15 protein-coding genes are annotated in these 15,337 nt (G+C 69.2%); 11 read left to right on the forward strand and 4 right to left on the reverse strand.

Annotation, left to right across the window (positions count from 1 at the left end; genetic code table 11):
* The 5 genes from ACWDTP_RS20405 to ACWDTP_RS20425 all read left to right on the forward strand — a co-directional run.
* Positions 1-268 (forward strand): hypothetical protein (locus tag ACWDTP_RS20405; RefSeq protein WP_450023021.1); only part of this gene is annotated, 268 nt, incomplete at its 5' end.
* A gap of 113 nt (positions 269-381) precedes the next feature.
* Positions 382-1,098, forward strand: coding sequence for a YwaF family protein (locus ACWDTP_RS20410; protein ID WP_450023023.1), 717 nt, complete (start codon positions 382-384; stop codon positions 1,096-1,098).
* 540 nt (positions 1,099-1,638) lie between these two features.
* A complete protein-coding gene (locus tag ACWDTP_RS20415) occupies positions 1,639-3,063 on the forward strand; it encodes a DUF4185 domain-containing protein (protein ID WP_450023025.1) in 1,425 nt (474 codons plus the stop codon).
* 51 nt (positions 3,064-3,114) lie between these two features.
* The gene (locus ACWDTP_RS20420; protein ID WP_450023027.1) at positions 3,115-4,158 is read left to right on the forward strand and encodes an LmeA family phospholipid-binding protein; all 1,044 of its coding nucleotides are present in this window, start codon (positions 3,115-3,117) and stop codon (positions 4,156-4,158) included.
* 15 nt (positions 4,159-4,173) lie between these two features.
* Positions 4,174-4,704 carry an LOG family protein gene (locus tag ACWDTP_RS20425; RefSeq protein ID WP_450023029.1) on the forward strand — a complete coding sequence of 177 codons (531 nt, stop codon included), beginning with the start codon at positions 4,174-4,176 and terminating at the stop codon, positions 4,702-4,704.
* Here the strand turns inward: ACWDTP_RS20425 and ACWDTP_RS20430 are convergent.
* Positions 4,701-5,318, reverse strand: a complete 618-nt coding sequence (locus ACWDTP_RS20430) for a TetR/AcrR family transcriptional regulator (protein ID WP_450023031.1) — start codon at positions 5,316-5,318, stop codon at positions 4,701-4,703. The genes ACWDTP_RS20425 and ACWDTP_RS20430 overlap by 4 nt on opposite strands.
* A 127-nt stretch (positions 5,319-5,445) precedes the next feature.
* Between ACWDTP_RS20430 and ACWDTP_RS20435 the strand changes: the two genes are divergently transcribed.
* Genes ACWDTP_RS20435 through ACWDTP_RS20445 form a run of 3 tightly spaced genes read left to right on the forward strand, consistent with a single transcriptional unit; the run spans position 5,446 to position 8,133 of the window.
* Positions 5,446-6,384, forward strand: a complete 939-nt coding sequence (locus ACWDTP_RS20435) for a metal-dependent hydrolase (protein WP_450023033.1) — start codon at positions 5,446-5,448, stop codon at positions 6,382-6,384.
* Complete coding sequence (locus tag ACWDTP_RS20440; protein WP_450023035.1) at positions 6,377-7,513, forward strand: hypothetical protein; 1,137 nt, start codon at positions 6,377-6,379, stop codon at positions 7,511-7,513. The genes ACWDTP_RS20435 and ACWDTP_RS20440 overlap by 8 nt, the downstream gene beginning before the upstream one ends.
* 38 nt (positions 7,514-7,551) lie before the next feature.
* Positions 7,552-8,133, forward strand: a complete 582-nt coding sequence (locus ACWDTP_RS20445; RefSeq protein ID WP_450023037.1) for a hypothetical protein — start codon at positions 7,552-7,554, stop codon at positions 8,131-8,133.
* Between the two features lie 6 nt (positions 8,134-8,139).
* Here the strand turns inward: ACWDTP_RS20445 and ACWDTP_RS20450 are convergent, their stop codons facing one another.
* Positions 8,140-9,729 (reverse strand): PTS transporter subunit EIIC, encoded by a 1,590-nt coding sequence (locus ACWDTP_RS20450; RefSeq protein ID WP_450023039.1) that lies wholly within the window; start codon positions 9,727-9,729, stop codon positions 8,140-8,142.
* A gap of 136 nt (positions 9,730-9,865) precedes the next feature.
* Here ACWDTP_RS20450 and ACWDTP_RS20455 point away from each other — a divergent pair, with 136 nt between their 5' ends.
* From ACWDTP_RS20455 to nagA, 3 genes are read left to right on the forward strand one after another with little or no spacing between them, the layout of a single operon-like run.
* Positions 9,866-10,336, forward strand: coding sequence for a PTS sugar transporter subunit IIA (locus tag ACWDTP_RS20455; protein ID WP_450023068.1), 471 nt, complete (start codon positions 9,866-9,868; stop codon positions 10,334-10,336).
* The gene (gene nagB / locus ACWDTP_RS20460) at positions 10,337-11,122 is read left to right on the forward strand and encodes a glucosamine-6-phosphate deaminase (protein ID WP_450023041.1); all 786 of its coding nucleotides are present in this window, start codon (positions 10,337-10,339) and stop codon (positions 11,120-11,122) included.
* Positions 11,123-12,268 (forward strand): N-acetylglucosamine-6-phosphate deacetylase, encoded by a 1,146-nt coding sequence (gene nagA, locus ACWDTP_RS20465; protein ID WP_450023043.1) that lies wholly within the window; start codon positions 11,123-11,125, stop codon positions 12,266-12,268.
* Here the strand turns inward: nagA and ptsP are convergent.
* Together ptsP and dhaL are read right to left on the reverse strand one after the other, a co-directional pair.
* Positions 12,242-14,698 carry a phosphoenolpyruvate--protein phosphotransferase gene (gene ptsP / locus ACWDTP_RS20470; protein ID WP_450023045.1) on the reverse strand — a complete coding sequence of 819 codons (2,457 nt, stop codon included), beginning with the start codon at positions 14,696-14,698 and terminating at the stop codon, positions 12,242-12,244. The two genes, nagA and ptsP, sit on opposite strands and share 27 nt — an antisense overlap.
* Positions 14,695-15,327, reverse strand: coding sequence for a dihydroxyacetone kinase subunit DhaL (gene dhaL / locus ACWDTP_RS20475; protein WP_450023070.1), 633 nt, complete (start codon positions 15,325-15,327; stop codon positions 14,695-14,697). The genes ptsP and dhaL overlap by 4 nt, the downstream gene beginning before the upstream one ends.
* Between the last annotated feature and the right edge of the window lie 10 nt (positions 15,328-15,337).

Consider the following 15,337-nt stretch of genomic DNA (forward strand, 5'->3'; position numbering starts at 1 on the left):
ACGGGCCGGAGTCTCCGGGATACGGCTTGCAGCCACCGGGGTCGTCGCCGGGGTACGGGCCGGAGTCTCCGGGATACGGCCTGCAGCCACCAGGGTCGACGCCGGGGTACGCGCCGCAGACGCCCGGGACCGGTCCGACGACCTACCCAACCGCGTCGCCGTCCCCCGGGATCGGACTGGTCTAGCGGGTTCGCTGACGAGAGTTCAGCTGGTCTGCCGGTGCTCGGCGCCGGTGGCGACATGCGGGCCGCGCGGCCTCGACGGCTGAAACCGACATTCCCCGTGTCGAAATGGACACCACGGCCCCCTGACGGTGTGATGAAGGGCAGGAGGGCGCCGGTCGGGTGCTGACGACGTGACAGCCGGTGAGGTGATGGGGAGTTGATCGAGCAGGTCTCCGCGCAACACGAGTTCGTGGCCTACGGCCCGTCGCATCTGGTGGTGCTCGCGGTGTTCGCGATCGGCGTCGTACTTCTGGTCGGGATCGGGCGCGGGCTGACCGATTCCCAGGCCCGGATGCTCGGCCGGGTCATGGCGGTTCTGATCGTCGTGGTCTTCGGTGCGGCGCTGATCTACAAACTCGTCAAGCCGAATATCGACACCTCGGTGCCGCTACAGCTATGCGACGTCGCGGAACTCACGGCCGCCTACGCGTTGTGGTCGCAGCGGCACTGGGCCCGGGTGCTCACCTATTACTGGGGTCTGGTGTTGAGCTCGCAGGCACTGATTACGCCCGACGTCGGCACCCCGGACGAGGGCGCGCCGGACTTCCCCCACCACCTGTTCGTCACGTTCTTCGCGCTGCATGTGCTCGTCGTATGGGCGGCCGTGTACCTCACCTGGGGGCGGGGGTTGCGCCCGCGGTGGCGCGACTACCGATTCGCCGTCATCGTGACGCTGGCCTGGGCGGCAGTCACGTTCGCGTTCAACATGATTGCGGGAAGCAACTACGGATACCTCAACGGCAAGCCGCCCACCGCATCACTGTTGGATGTGCTGGGGCCCTGGCCGGTGTATCTGCTGGCCGAGGTCGCGATCGTCCTTGTGGTGTGGGCCGCGATGACGTGGCCGTGGGAGCGGATGCGTCGCCGGGTGTGACGAAACTGCCCGCTTGCGAACTCGACGAATTCGCAAGCGGGCAGTCTCGGCTGTCGGCCCGGCGAGAACGCGACGGGATTTCCGGTGCAGCCGTCATGCCCCCAGCAAACGCTGGGGGACACTGTCGCGGGTCTCGGTTACTTCTTGTTGTGGCCCGGTCGCGGCGGTGGCGGCGGCTTGGCTTTGGTGGTCGGCTCGAACTTGCCGCCCTTCTTCGGGTCGAATGAACCCTTGTCGGCCATGGTGACTGCTCCTTCCGGTTGGTCCTCCGAGAGTCACGCTATCGAAGGAACGGGGAGCCCACCAGGCTTCGCTCATGCGGATGTCAAAAAGGTTGGACCGTCGGGCTGGCAACGTCGTCCCGGCACCGCTTCGGGCGGGCGGCAAGTATGCGCTTTCGCCGCGCCGGGGCCCGGTTGCGACACGGTCACAGATCTATCGCTATTCGTGACTCACCCGTCCCAAACGCCCCAGTAATCACTATCGTCACATAGGCCAGCTTTTGACGTCGGTGCGGCGTCCCTTTCGGGAAGGTGTGACATGTCGCGACGTCGTCGGATCAACTCACTATCGGCGGCATCGGTCGCGGTCGGACTGATCGTGACGATGGGCGTCTCGATCGAGGCGGCACCCCGGGCGAACGCCGAACCGTGCACGGGTGCGGCCGCGGCGGCCCAACCCCCCGCGAACACCGGTGCGACGCCGGCCCTGCCCGGCGGCCCACCGAGGGGGCACCGCCCGGCCGGCGCAAATGACGATGCGCCGCTTCCGAATATCGGAAAGTTGTCGCGTGCGCTGATCAACGCGTTCAACCCGCGATCGGCCCCGGTGCGTCAGGAGGCGGCCGTGGTCCCCGCGCCTCAGCCTCCGCCGCAGGCGCAGAACACCCAGCCCGCGCCGAATGTGGCCCAGCCGGCGCCGAACGCTGCCGTGGCGCCGCCCGCGCCGCAGGCGCCCCCCGGGACGACGCTGGTGGGCTGGGTGACCGGACCCGAGAGCCCGAACGAGACCATCAAACGTTTCGCCATCACCGGCACCGATCTCGGAATCATGTGGGACAACGGCGATCCCAACTCCCGTCAGGTATTGATGGCGTTCGGTGACACCTACGGCTACTGCGGCGTGCGTGGTCAGCAATGGCGTTACAACACGCTGTTCCGCACCCAGGACGGATCCCTGTCCAAGACCATCGCCGTGCCGAACGGTGTTGTGAACAACCGGTATTCGGGCTCTCCGCTGTGGGCTCCCGGCCTGTCCAAGCAGATCATCAACAGCATCAGGCGCGCGCCGACCGAGAAGGGCGTCATCCCGACCGCGGGCATCGCGGTGGGGCGGACCCAGTACCTCAACTTCATGTCGATCAGGAACTGGGACAGCGACGGTCAGTGGTCGACCAACTTCTCGGCGATCGCGATGTCCCCGGACAACGGCGAGAACTGGGGTGTCTATCCGGGCACCATCCGGACACCGCAGGCCGGGAACGAGAACTTCCAGCAGGGCGCGTTCCTGCGTCCGGGTCCGGGCGATCCGTACCTGTACTCGTTCGGGACCCCGTCGGGGCGCAGCGGTTCGGCGTTCGTATCCCGGGTGCCGCAGGGCGCGGTGCCCGACCTGAACCGCTACGAATACTGGAATGCCGACCGGAATGCCTGGATCCCAAGGGATCCCGCCGCCGCGACGCCGGTGATCCCCGGCCCGGTGGGGGAGATGTCGGTGCAGTACAACACCTATCTCAAGCAGTACCTGGTGTTGTACTGCAACGGGGCCAACGATGTGGTGATGCGGACCGCGGCGGCGCCGCAGGGCCCGTGGGGCCCCGAGCAGCTGCTCGTCCCCGCGGCGCAGTACCCGGGCGGCATCTACGCGCCGCTGCTGCATCCGTGGTCGGTGGGCAAGGAGCTGTACTACAACCTGTCGCTCTGGTCGGCGTACAACGTGATGCTCATGAAGACCGTGCTGCCCTGATCGTGGCGTGCCGACGGCGGGCACCCGGCCGGATGGGGCAGAATTGCGGAGATGCCGACACCGCCGCAACGCCCCGGGCAACCTGGTTGGCGCGGTAGGGGAACTCCGCCGCCCGACCCGGCCACCCGGCGGTTACCGCGCCCGGCCGCACCCGAACCGCCGACCGAGCAGATCCGGGCGCGCCGGCAGCCCCCCGATGCCGCGGCCACCGAGCAGATCCACGCACGCCGGCAGCCGCCGGACGCGATGGCCACCGAGAAGATCGCCCGGCCCCGCCCGCCGGCGGCCGAGCGGCCCGGCGGTGCGCCGCCACCCCCGCCGCAGGCCCCGCCCCCTGCCCGGCCGGCCGACGGGGCGGACGGCCCCAAGGCCAGGGGCCGCAGTCCGCGGTTGATCCTCCTGATCGCCGTCATCGTCGTGGCCCTGGTGTTCGGCGGGCTTGCGGTCGCCGAGCTGTACGCGCGGCACCGGGCCGGAACCGTCCTCGGTGAGGTCACCCAGTGCGTGGTCGAGGACGGTGCCACCATCTCGTTCGGGGTCAAACCGCCGTTCCTGTGGCAGCACGTCACCGGCCACTACACCAACATCACCGTCGAGACGGCGGGCCACCGGGTCCAGGCGGCCGAGGGGATGACCGCCGAGGTGAGCCTGTCCGATATTCGGCTGCAGGATTCGGCGGATTCCAAGGGCACGATCGGATCCCTGGACGCCACCCTGTCCTGGACGGCGGACGGGATCAAGGACACCGTGGCCGACAACCTGCCCGGGGTGGGCAGTCTGGTCACCGGGGTGAGCACCGACCCCGCCGCGGGCACCCTCATCCTGGAGGCCGCCGGAGACAATCGGGTCACCGCGCAGCCGGTGGTGACCGACGGCGATCTGGGCCTGCGCGTGCTCGATGTCACCGGCCCGTTCTCGAAGGACACCGTGCAGTCCGCGTTGGACGGGCTCACCATCACGCTCAACGACAACTATCCGCTCGGCATCCATGCCGACAGCGTCGAGGTGACCGATACCGGGGTGGTCGGACAGTTCTCCAGCCGGGACGCCTCGATCCCCAATGACGAAGCGGATCCCTGCTTCGCCCAGATCTGAGCGAGGCCGCCCGATATGAACATCTGTGTCTTCCTTTCCGCCGCCGATCTCGACGAGCGCTACACCGAACCGGCCCGCGAGTTCGCCGAACTGCTCGGCAAAGCCGGCCACACCCTGGTGTGGGGCGGCTCCGACACCGGCCTGATGAAGGTCGTCGCCGACGGGGTCCGCGACAGTGGCGGCCGGCTCGTCGGCATCTCGGTCGAGTTTCTGCGGCATCGGGCCAGAGCCGACGCCGACGAGATGGTGATCGCCGCGGATCTTGCCGAACGCAAGGCGCTGCTGCTCGGCCGCTCGGATGCGTTGGTGGTGATGGCGGGTGGCCTCGGCACCCTCGACGAGGCCACCGACATTCTGGAGCTACGCAAGCAAGGGCAGCACGACAAGCCCGTGGTGCTGCTGAACACTTCGGGCTTCTACGACGGTCTGGTCATGCAACTTGAGCGGATGGAGCGCGACGGCTTCCTGCCGGTGCCGCTGGCCGGCCTGGTCCACGTCACCGACGATGTGGCCGAGGCCCTGGCCCACCTGGAGCAGCCCGGCTAAACCGAGTCGTCGCGGGGCTGGGCCAGGATCGCCCCACCCAGCCAGCGTTTGAGGAAGCGCCGCAACTCGTCGCGGCCGCGGCCCGGTTCGTTGGGCGCGACGAAGAACGACATCATCGTCCGCAGCGTGAACTCGACGAGGCCATGCTGGGCCGCTTCGTCATAGCCGTATTTGTCCCAGTCGACATCGAAGCGTTTGAGCATCCGCAGGCCGATCGCCTGCGCCTCGTCGGAGGCGAGGTTGCCGGAGTTCGTGGCCACGTACGGTTCGGACAGCAGGATGCCCAGATGGGGGGTGCGCGCTACCTCCTCCAGCGAGTAGAGCACGCCCTCGGCCATCGCCTCCGCGGGATCGGAGATGCCGCGCACGGTGTCGGTGAGCCGGTCGAGGAAGGCGTCGACGGAGGCGATCGCGGCCGCGTGCATGAGGGCCTCGGCCGTCGGGAAGTAGCGGTACACGGTCTGCCGGATGACGCCCAGCGATGCCGCGACGTCGGCGATGCCGACGTCGGTGCCGGTCTCGGCGATCAGCGCGACCGCCGTCGCCACGATGCGCTCGGCGGCTTCCTCGTCGCTGCCGGGCGGATCCCCGTTCCACCCGCGTCTACGCGCCACGGCCCGGATTTCTGCGCACCGACATCTCAGCAGGATATCGCCACCGTCGTTGACGATCGGGGCCAGATGAAGTAATCATACATGCGACACGGGAGTTGTATGATTACTTCGAGCCGAGGTGCCACCGATGACAGATCTGATCGTGCGGAAGATGCGGTTCGCGTTCGCCGAGCATCCCGTTCCCTTCCTGTGGAACGAGGCCAATCCCGCGTTTTCCAGCATGGCTAATGCGGTGTCGTTCCTGGCGATCGCCTTCGAGAAGATGATCGGCCAGATGATCCCCGAGGCCATGCCGCATATCGGCGATCCCGAAATCGCCGAGGAAGCCCAGGCATTCGTGCGCCAGGAGGGCCAGCACTCGATGGCCCATCGCCAGCACGCGAAGGGGTTGATCAAGAGCTACCCCGCCCTCAAGGAGACCCTCGACGAGGTGATGGCGGCGTTCGACGACCTCACCGCCACCACCCCGCTGAAATACCGGCTGGCCTACACCGCCGATCTGGAGGCCACCTTCACCCCGGTGTTCAAACTCATGCTCGACCATGACGACACCCTGTTCGCCCCCGGCGACGACCGGGTGGCATCGCTGTTCCTGTGGCACTTCGTCGAGGAGGTCGAGCACCGCAGCTCGGCGTTGATCATCTACGACGCGGTCGTCGACGACCCCTGGTACCGGGTGCGGGTGGCGCCCTCGATCTTCAGACATGTGTGGGCGGTGATGAGGCTGACCTGCGAGGGCTTCAACAAGCATGTCCCGTTGGCCGAACGCAAGATCGACGCGCTGTCGATGTTCGGCATGCAGGCGCGGAAAAAGGCGTTGCTGCAGAAACTTCCGCTCGTCGATGCACCGGACGACGGGCCGTTCGCGAACGCGTTCCGGCACCTGCCGGTCCGCGAGCAGCTGATCGCCATGGCCGGCGTGGTGCGCAGCCAGATCCCCGGCCACGACCCCGCACGGGAGAACCTGCCCGTGCTGGCCGACGAGTGGTTCGCCCGCTACGAGCAGGGCTACGAAGTCACCCGGTGGTACACGGCGGGGCGGCGGACGGACACCGCCGATGTCTGATCTGTGCACCCCGACGTTCGCAGATCTGGCTGCCCGCCTGGGCTTTTCGTGTGACACCGCCGGCGGGATCGTCGAGTTCCGCAACCCGTTCGGTCTGGAGAACTGGACGCTGCCGGTGCTGGAGGTCACCGTGATCGCCGGCGCGGTGCTGGCCCTGATGTACGCGATCGTGCGGCTGCGCCGCCACCACGACCCGACCAACCTCGTGCTGTGGTTCGGGGCCATCGCCTACCTGCTGATCATCGAACCGCCGCTGTACTTTCCCGGGCCGTTCGGGATCGGCGACCACGTCGACACGATGTTCGCCCACAACGTGTTCACCGTCGACTTCCTGTGGGGCAGACTGCCGCTCTACATCGTGGCGATCTACCCGATGATGGCCACGGTCGCGTTCGAGATCGTGCGGATGCTCGGGGTGTTCCGCCGGCACGGCGCCCTGGTCGGGGCGGTCTGCGTCGGGTTCGTCCACCACGCGTTCTACGAGATCTTCGACCACCTCGGACCCCAGTTGCGGTGGTGGGAATGGACTCTGGACCATCCGATGAATCAGCCGTTCTTCGACTCGGTACCGTTGCCCAGCGTCGTGGTGTTCGCCGCGCTGTGGCCGATGTCGCTGGCATTCTGCGTGCAGCTGTTCGTCGGGCGCCAGGTCGACGGGGGCCGCGCCTTCACCGGCGCGCAGGTGCTGTGGCGCACCATCGTGGTCGGCGTCCTCGCCTCGATCGGCACCGCGGTGCTCCCGCTGCCGGCCACCATCGGCGTCGCGCTCTCGGGCAGCACCACCGTCGGGGGCCTGATCTACGCCACCGAACTCGTCGTCCTCACGGCGGTGGCGATCCCGGTGCTCGTCGGCCGGTGGATGAGCATGCGGCGCGGCACCGACACCGACGGCCACGCCAACCCGGTCATCCTGGCCTACGCCGGGGTGTACCTCGTCGTGATGACCATCCTGTGGCTGACGGCGCTGCCGGCGTATTTCGGTGCGGTGGCGGGTGTGACGGCTGCCGGCGACCCGGTGGGCAGCCTCGTCTACACCGTGCTCTGCCTGGTGGTGGCGGTGCTGGCGATCGCCGCGGCCGCGTCGGTGACAACGCGGTCGCGTGCGGACCGGGAATTGACGTTTCTGTAGACAGCCGGCGGGTACTCCTCAGCGCAGGAGGTCTGGAGATGCAGACATGGAGTTGGACCGTCATCGCCCTAGTCGTCGTGGTCATCGTCGTGCTGGCGTTGATCGCGGCGGCGGCGATGATGCGTCAGAAACGTAGCGAACGGCTCAAGAGCCAGTTCGGAGCGGAGTACGAACGGGCCGTCGACACGCAGGGTGGTCAACGCGCCGCGGAGAAGGAACTCCGGGCCCGCGAACGCAAGCACCGCAAGCTCGACATCACGGCGTTGACGGCTCAGTCGCGGGCCACGTTCACCGAGAAATGGGGCGCGACGCAGGTCGGTTTCGTCGACGATCCCTCCAAAGCGGTGAACGACGCGGATCGCCTGGTCACCGACGTGATGCGCGAACGTGGTTATCCGGTCGACGATTTCGAACAACGCGCGGCCGACATCTCGGTCGATCACCCCGAGGTCGTCGAGCACTACCGGGCCGCGCACATCCTGCGTCTCGCGCAGGACCAGGGCGATATCGGCACCGAGGCGCAGCGCGAGGCGTTCGTCCACTACCGGGCACTGTTCGAGCAGCTGCTGCGCGACGGTCACCAAACCGGCAAGAATCCGGCCAGCGAAACGCCGGCTTGACCCGCGTTACAGGTTCTCGATGATCGAGTTCTTGATGGCCTCGGAGTCGGTGCCGAACACCGCCTGAACGTTGTTGCCGACCTCGATGACACCGGCGGCGCCCAGGCTCTTGAGCCGGGCCTGATCCACCTTGGCCTTGTCGGCGACCTCCATCCGCAGCCGGGTGATGCACGCGTCGACGTTGACCAGGTTGTCCCGGCCGCCGAACGCGGCGATGATCTGTTCGGTCTTGCTGTCGGTGCGTGCGGGTGCGGCCACGGTGTCGGTCCCGGTGCCACCACCGGTGCCACCGGCGGCGACGGCGGTGGTCGATTCGCCGCCTTCGCCGAGGTTGGCCGCCTCCTGGGCCTCGAACTCCGACTCCGGTTCGCGGCCGGGGGTCCGCATGTTCCATCGGGTGATCGCGAACCGGAACATCAGGTAGTAGACGACGAAGAAGACCGCGCCCATCCCGACCAGCAGCGGGATGTTCTTGGCCGCCGGTGCGGTGCCGTAGAGCAGCAGGTCGATGAGGCCTGCGGAGAACGAGAAACCCAGGTGGATGTCGAGCAGGTAGGCGATCGCCAGCGACAGCCCGGTCAGCACCGCGTGGATGACGTAGAGCGGGAATGCCACGAACATGAACGCGAATTCGAGGGGTTCGGTGACGCCGGTGAGGAACGCGGTCAGCGCGGCCGCCGACAGGATGCCGACCGCGACCTTGCGTTGTTTCTTGTTGGCCACATGGATCATTGCCAGGGCGGCGGCGGGCAGCCCGAACATCAGGATCGGGTAGAAACCCGAGGTGAGGATGCCCGCCGTCGGATCACCCGACGCGAAACGGGTGAGTTCTCCGGTGACCACCTGGCCGTCGGGAGTCTGGTAGTCGCCGTAGATGAACCACACGTACGAGTTCGGAATATGGTGCAGGCCCAGCGGAATCAGCATCCGGTTGGTGAATCCGTAGACGAACGCGCCCAACGCGCCCGCCCCGCCGATGAACCGGCCCAGCCCGGTCAGCCCGGCGTCGAAGATCGGGTAGAAGTAGCTCATCACGAAGGCGATGAACAGGCAGGCCAGCGATACCGCGATCGGCACGAATCGTCTGCCCCCGAAGAACCCGAGATACGAGGGCAATTGGATGGTGTGGTAGCGGTCGAACAGCCAGGCGGTGATCAGCCCGACCACGATGCCGGCGAACACGCTGTAGTTGATCTGGGCCTGTTCACCCGCCTTGTCGACCTCGCCGGCCAACACGATCGGCGACATGGTCTTGAACACGGCCTGCACCACCAGGTAGCCGACCACGGCGGCCAGGGCGGTCGAACCGTCGGCCTTTCGGGCGAAGCCGATCGCCACACCCACCGCGAAGAGCAGCGGCAGGTTGGTGAACAGCGCGTCCCCGGCCGCGCTCATCGCCTTGAAGAACGGGCCGATGACGGGGGCCTCGATCCGGCCCAGCAGGTCCGGCTGCCCCAGCCGCAGCAGGATGCCCGCCGCGGGCAGTACCGCGATGGGCAACATGAGGCTCTTGCCGAGCCGTTGCAACTGGGCGAACCCGGGTACGCGAAGCCCTGACTGTCTTTGTGCACCTTCAGGTTTCGTCGTACCGCTCATTGCCTCCGCCCTTCTGGCCGCCCAGCGCGGCCCGCCGCTCAAGCTGTGCGGAAGCTTAGACGAGAACCGGGGGACTCGCGGCCGTCTTGCGGTCAGGCTCGTATTGTTGGTGCGCACGAGCAAAGGAGTCACGATGGTGAGCCAGACCCAGGTTCTCGCACCGGTCGCGGGACGCGCCGTTGCCCTGCAGGACGTCCCCGACCCGGTGTTCTCGGCGGGCATGGTCGGCTACGGCGCCGCCGTCGACCCGCCGCGCGGCGTTATCGACGCGGTCGCCCCGGTCAGCGGCACGCTGATCAAGCTGATGCCGCACGCCTACGTCATCATGACCGCCGACAAGGTGGGCGTACTGGTCCATCTCGGCCTCGACACCGTGCAGCTGAACGGTGAGGGCTTCACCACCCATGTCGGCCAGGGTGACACCGTCACCGCGGGCCAGGCCGTGATCACCTACGACGTCCCGGCGATCGAGGCCAAGGGCTTCAACCCCATCGTCCCGGTGGTGGTCATGGACGAACGCGAACCCGGCAACGTGGTCGCCGCCCGGGCCGTCACCGACGGTGCCGATATCGCCTCGGGTGCCGAGCTGTTCACCGCGAGCAAGTAGATGGAAGTCGTCATCCTGGCCGACGCCAAACAGGCCGGTTCGGTCGCCGCCGATGCGATCGGCGCGCTGCTGGACCGCAACCCGGCCGCGGTGCTCGGCCTGGCCACCGGATCCTCGCCGCTGGCGATCTACGACGAACTCGCCGAACGCCACGACGCGGGCAACATCTCGTTCCGGCGGTCGAAGGGTTTCACGCTCGACGAGTACGTCGGGCTGCCCGCCGACCATCCCGAGCGGTACCGCAACGTCATCGACACCGTCTTCGTCTCCCGGGTGGATTTCGCCGCGGGCGCGGTGCAGGGACCCGACGGACTGGCAACCGATATCCCGGCCGCCTGTGTCGCCTACGAGGCGGCGATCCGGGACGCGGGCGGGATCGACCTGCAGATCCTGGGGATCGGGACCGACGGCCACATCGCGTTCAACGAGCCGGGTTCGTCGCTGGCCTCGCGCACCCGGATCAAGACGCTGACCCGTCAGACCAGGGTGGACAACGCCCGGTTCTTCGGTGGGGACGTCGGATCGGTGCCCACCCACTGCATGACCCAGGGGCTGGGAACCATCATGGAGGCCCGGCATCTGATTCTGGTGGCGACCGGGCGCAGCAAGGCCGAGGCGGTGCATCACCTGGTCGAGGGCGCCGTCAGCGCGATGTGGCCGGCCACCATCCTGCAACACCACCCGCACGTGACGGTGCTGCTCGACGATGCGGCCGCACAGCGGCTGCAACTCATCGACTATTACCGCGAGACCTACCGGTCCAAACCGGACTGGCAGGGCATCTGAATGCTGCTGACCGCCGAGACGCTGCTGACCGGTGCGGAGTTGTTGCGGCCGGGGTGGATTGAGGTTTCCGCCGCGACGGTCGCCGAGATCGGGGCGGGTGCTCCGCCCCGCACGGCCGACCGCGACCTGGGCGCCGTCACGGTGGTGCCGGGCTTCGTCGACACCCACGTGCACGGCGGCGGCGGTGCGAATTTCACCTCGGCGCGCACCGGCGAGACCGAGACCGCGGTGGACCTGCACCGTCGGCACGGCACGACGGCCCTGATCGCATCGTTGGTGACCGCCGGCCCCGACGAATTGCTCAGACAGGTCACCGGACTGGCCGCCGACGTCGAGGCCGGGCTCCTCGACGGCATCCACCTCGAAGGCCCGTGGCTGTCCACCAAGCGGTGCGGTGCGCATCAACCGGCGCTGATGCGCGATCCGGACCCCGGCGAGATCGCCGGCGTGCTGAACGCCGCCGCGGGGGCGATCCGGATGGTCACCATCGCCCCCGAGCGCGAGGGTGCCCTGGCCGCGATCGGACAGTTCGTCGATGCGGGTGTGGTGGTGGCCGTCGGCCACACCGAGGCCGGCTATGAGCAGAGCCGCTCGGCAATCACGGCCGGCGCGACCGTGGGCACCCATCTGTTCAACGCCATGCGGCCGATCGACCGCCGTGAACCCGGCCCCGCCGTCGCCCTGATGGAAGATCCCCGGGTGACCGTGGAACTCATCACCGATGGTGTGCACATCGCCCCCGCGATCTACCGGCATGTCACGCGAAGTGTTGGGGCCCAGCGGGTGTCGCTGGTGACCGACGCGATGGCCGCGACCGGGATGCCGGACGGGGTCTACCATCTGGGCCCGTTGCCGGTCGATGTCGTCGACGGGGTCGCGCGGGTCGGCGGAACCGACACGATCGCCGGCAGCACCGCGACCATGGACCGGGTGTTCAGATTCGCCGTCACCCACAGCGACCTGCCCCGCGACCAGGCGTTGCTGCTGGCCGTGCGCCAGGCCTCGCTCAACCCGGCCAGGGCGTTGGGGCTGCCGGGGGACGGGCTGGTCGCGGGCGCGCCGGCCGATCTGGTGGTGCTGGACGACGGCCTTGCGGTGACGGGGGTGCTGCGGCGCGGATCATGGGTGGTCGAACCCGGTCCCTGACCCCAGCTGCGCGCGCACCGCCGCCGCGCTGTCGGCCACCAGCGCCGCCTGCGCCGTGCGCCGGGCCCGCTGCCGGTCGATGGCCCGCACCGCCTCCTTGGTCGCGGGTACCGCCGGGGGAGTGACGCTCAACCCGTCGACCCCGAGCCCGACCAGCAGCGCGGCGGCACCCTCGTCTGCGGCGAACTCGCCGCAGACCGACACCGATGCGCGTCCGGCGGCGCCGCAGCAGGTGGCATCGATCAGGCGCAGCAGCCCAGGGTCGAACGAATCGCCCAGGGCGGCAACGGCATCGTTGTTGCGGTCGGCGGCGAGCGTGTACTGGGTCAGATCGTTGGTGCCGATCGACAGGAAGTCGACGTGCGGGGCGAAGGCGGCGGATTTCAGTGCCGCGGCGGGCACCTCGACCATCATGCCGACCTGAAGTCCGGCGGGCGGGCCGCCGCCGGCCCGCCCGACCGCCTCGTCCAGCAGCCGGCGGGCGGCGAACAGCTCGTCGAGCGTGCTGACCATCGGGAACATCACGCTGACCGGTGTATGCCGCGCGAGCCGGGCCATCGCCAGCAGCTGCTCGGCCAGCAGCTCGGGGTAGGCCAGGGACAGCCGGATGCCGCGCACGCCCAGATACGGGTTCAGCTCGGCCGGGCCGGGCAGGAACTCCAGCGGTTTGTCGCCGCCGACATCCAGCGTGCGCAGCGTGATACGGCGTCCGTCAAGCGATTCGGCGATCTTGCGGTACACCGCGAGCTGCTCGTCGGCGTCGGGTGCCTGCGCGCGCCCCATGAACAGGAACTCGGTACGGATCAGCCCGGCGAAATCCGCGCCCTGGGCGGCCGCCGCCCTGGCGTCCTCGACCGAGCCGATGTTGGCGCCGACACCGACCGTGACGCCTTCGCGGGTGACCGCGGGCTCGGTGGCCCTGGCGCGCGCCGCGCGCCGTCGTTGTGCCGAATCCGCGACGCGGGCCGCGAAATCCTCCCTGACCGCCGCGGGTGGGTCGACGATGAACTCCCCGCTGCCCCCGTCGACGGCGACGGTGGTCCCGTCGGGGATCGCCAGTACCCCCGGGCCGGCCCCGACGATCAGCGGTATACCCTTGGCGCGCAGCAGGATCGCGTTGTGAGCTTGCGGGCTGCCGAACGCCAGCAGCACGGCGGCCACCCGTTGCGGATCGAGCTCGGCCGCCTCGGCCGGGGTCAGGTCGCCGGTCACCAGCACACCGCCGTCGATCTCGGTTCCCGCCGCGCCGCCGAGCATGGCGCGCAGCACCTGATCGCCCACGGCCGTGACGTCCTCGGCCCTGGCCCGCAGGTAGGGATCGGGCAGCGCGGCGAACTCGGCGGCCAGCCCGGTCACCGCGGCCGCCCAGGCCGCGGCGGCGTTGTGGCCCTGGTCGATTCGCTCGCGCGCGGCGCCGAGCAGCGCATCGTCGTCGAGCAGCAGCTGATGCGCATCGAAGATCGCCGCCTCGGATTCGCCGACATCGCGGGCGGTTCGGGCCCGCAACGCGGTGATGGCACGGCGTACGTCGGCGATGGCGGTGCCGAGCTCGCGCCATTCGGCCGCCGGATCGCCCGCCGGGGTGTCGGGTACTGCGATGGCGCCAGAGTGTGCCGACCAGGCGGGTCCGATGCCTAGACCTGGCCCTGCGCCGATCGGGGCGTGCGCCGCGACCGGCACGGGCGCCGCAGCCGCGGCGGCCGTGGACTCGTCGAAATTCCGGCCGGCCAGGGCCAGGATGTGCTCGAGCGCCTCGGCCGCCTCGGTGCCCGATACCCGCAGCTCGACCTCGTCGCCGCTGCGCACCCCGAGGGTCGCGATCTTGGACAGGCTGGCGGCGTCGACCCACTGGGAATCGCTGCGGCGGTTGCGAATTCGCACCTGTGCAGCGCGGCGCCGGACCTCGCCGGCCAGGCGCGCCGCGGGCCGGGCATGCAGACCGTGCGGATTGGCGACGACGAAGCCGCCCGTGAGTTCGTCGGCGCCGGGGGCGGCGGTTTCGGATGCCGGCGTCTCCGGCTCCGCGCCGAGCTGGGCGAGCTTTCCAGCCAGGGCGCCCGACGCCTCGGCGGCGACGTCGTCGACCGGCGCGCCACCGGCCGCCGCGACGGCGGCCACGACGAGCCCCTCGACCAGGGGAGCGGGGCACAGCCGGGCGCGGTTGCGGGCGTCGTCGTCGAGCAGTTCCAGCGCGAGTTCGGCCGAGAGCACCGCACTACCCAGGTCCATGAGCACCACCACACCGTCGCCGTCGTCGGCGTCGGTCATGGCGTCCAGGATCGCCGAGGCGTCGGTGCCGAACATGGTTTCGTCGAGCCCTGCGGCCACCGCGATCCGGATCTGCTTTCCGTGCAACATCTCCTGGGCCAGGGCCACCGCGGCGCGGGCCAGGGGGCGGCTGTGGGATACGACGACCAGGCCCACCGTCACGTCGAGGTCCCGCCGGTTGCGGCCGCCGCGGCGATCAGCAGTGCCGCCGATGTCGCGCCCGGATCGATGTGCCCGACGCTGCGCTGCCCGAGATAGCTCGCGCGGCCCTTGCGGGCCACCATCGATTCGGTGGCGTCCCTGCCCGTTTCGGCGGCCGCGGTGGCGGCGGTCAGGCCGTCGGCCAGCCCTGACCCCGAGGCGAGCGCGGAGTCCAGCGCGTCCAGCGCGGGGGCCAGCGCGTCGAACATCGTCTTGTCGCCGGGTTCGGCGCGGCCCCGCTGGACCACACCGTCCACACCGGCCCGCAGCGCCTTGGCGAAGCCGGTCGCGCTCACGGTGTCCTCGGCACCCAGTGCGGGCGCCATCCGCAGGAAGAACGTGCCGTACAGCGGACCGCTGGCCCCGCCCACCGACTTCACCAGGGTCATGCCCACCTGCTTGCACAGGGCGGCCATGTCGCCGGGAGTCGATTCGTCGAGCGCGGACAGGACGGCGGTCATGCCGCGGTCCATGTTGATGCCATGGTCGGCATCGCCGATGGCCGCATCGAGATCGCTGAGGTGCTGCGCGTTTTCGCCGATCACCCGGGCGTACTCGCGCACCCAGGCGACGAGACGGGTCAGGTCCACAGTCGAATCC

This window comes from Mycobacterium sp. NPDC003449, assembly GCF_053588415.1.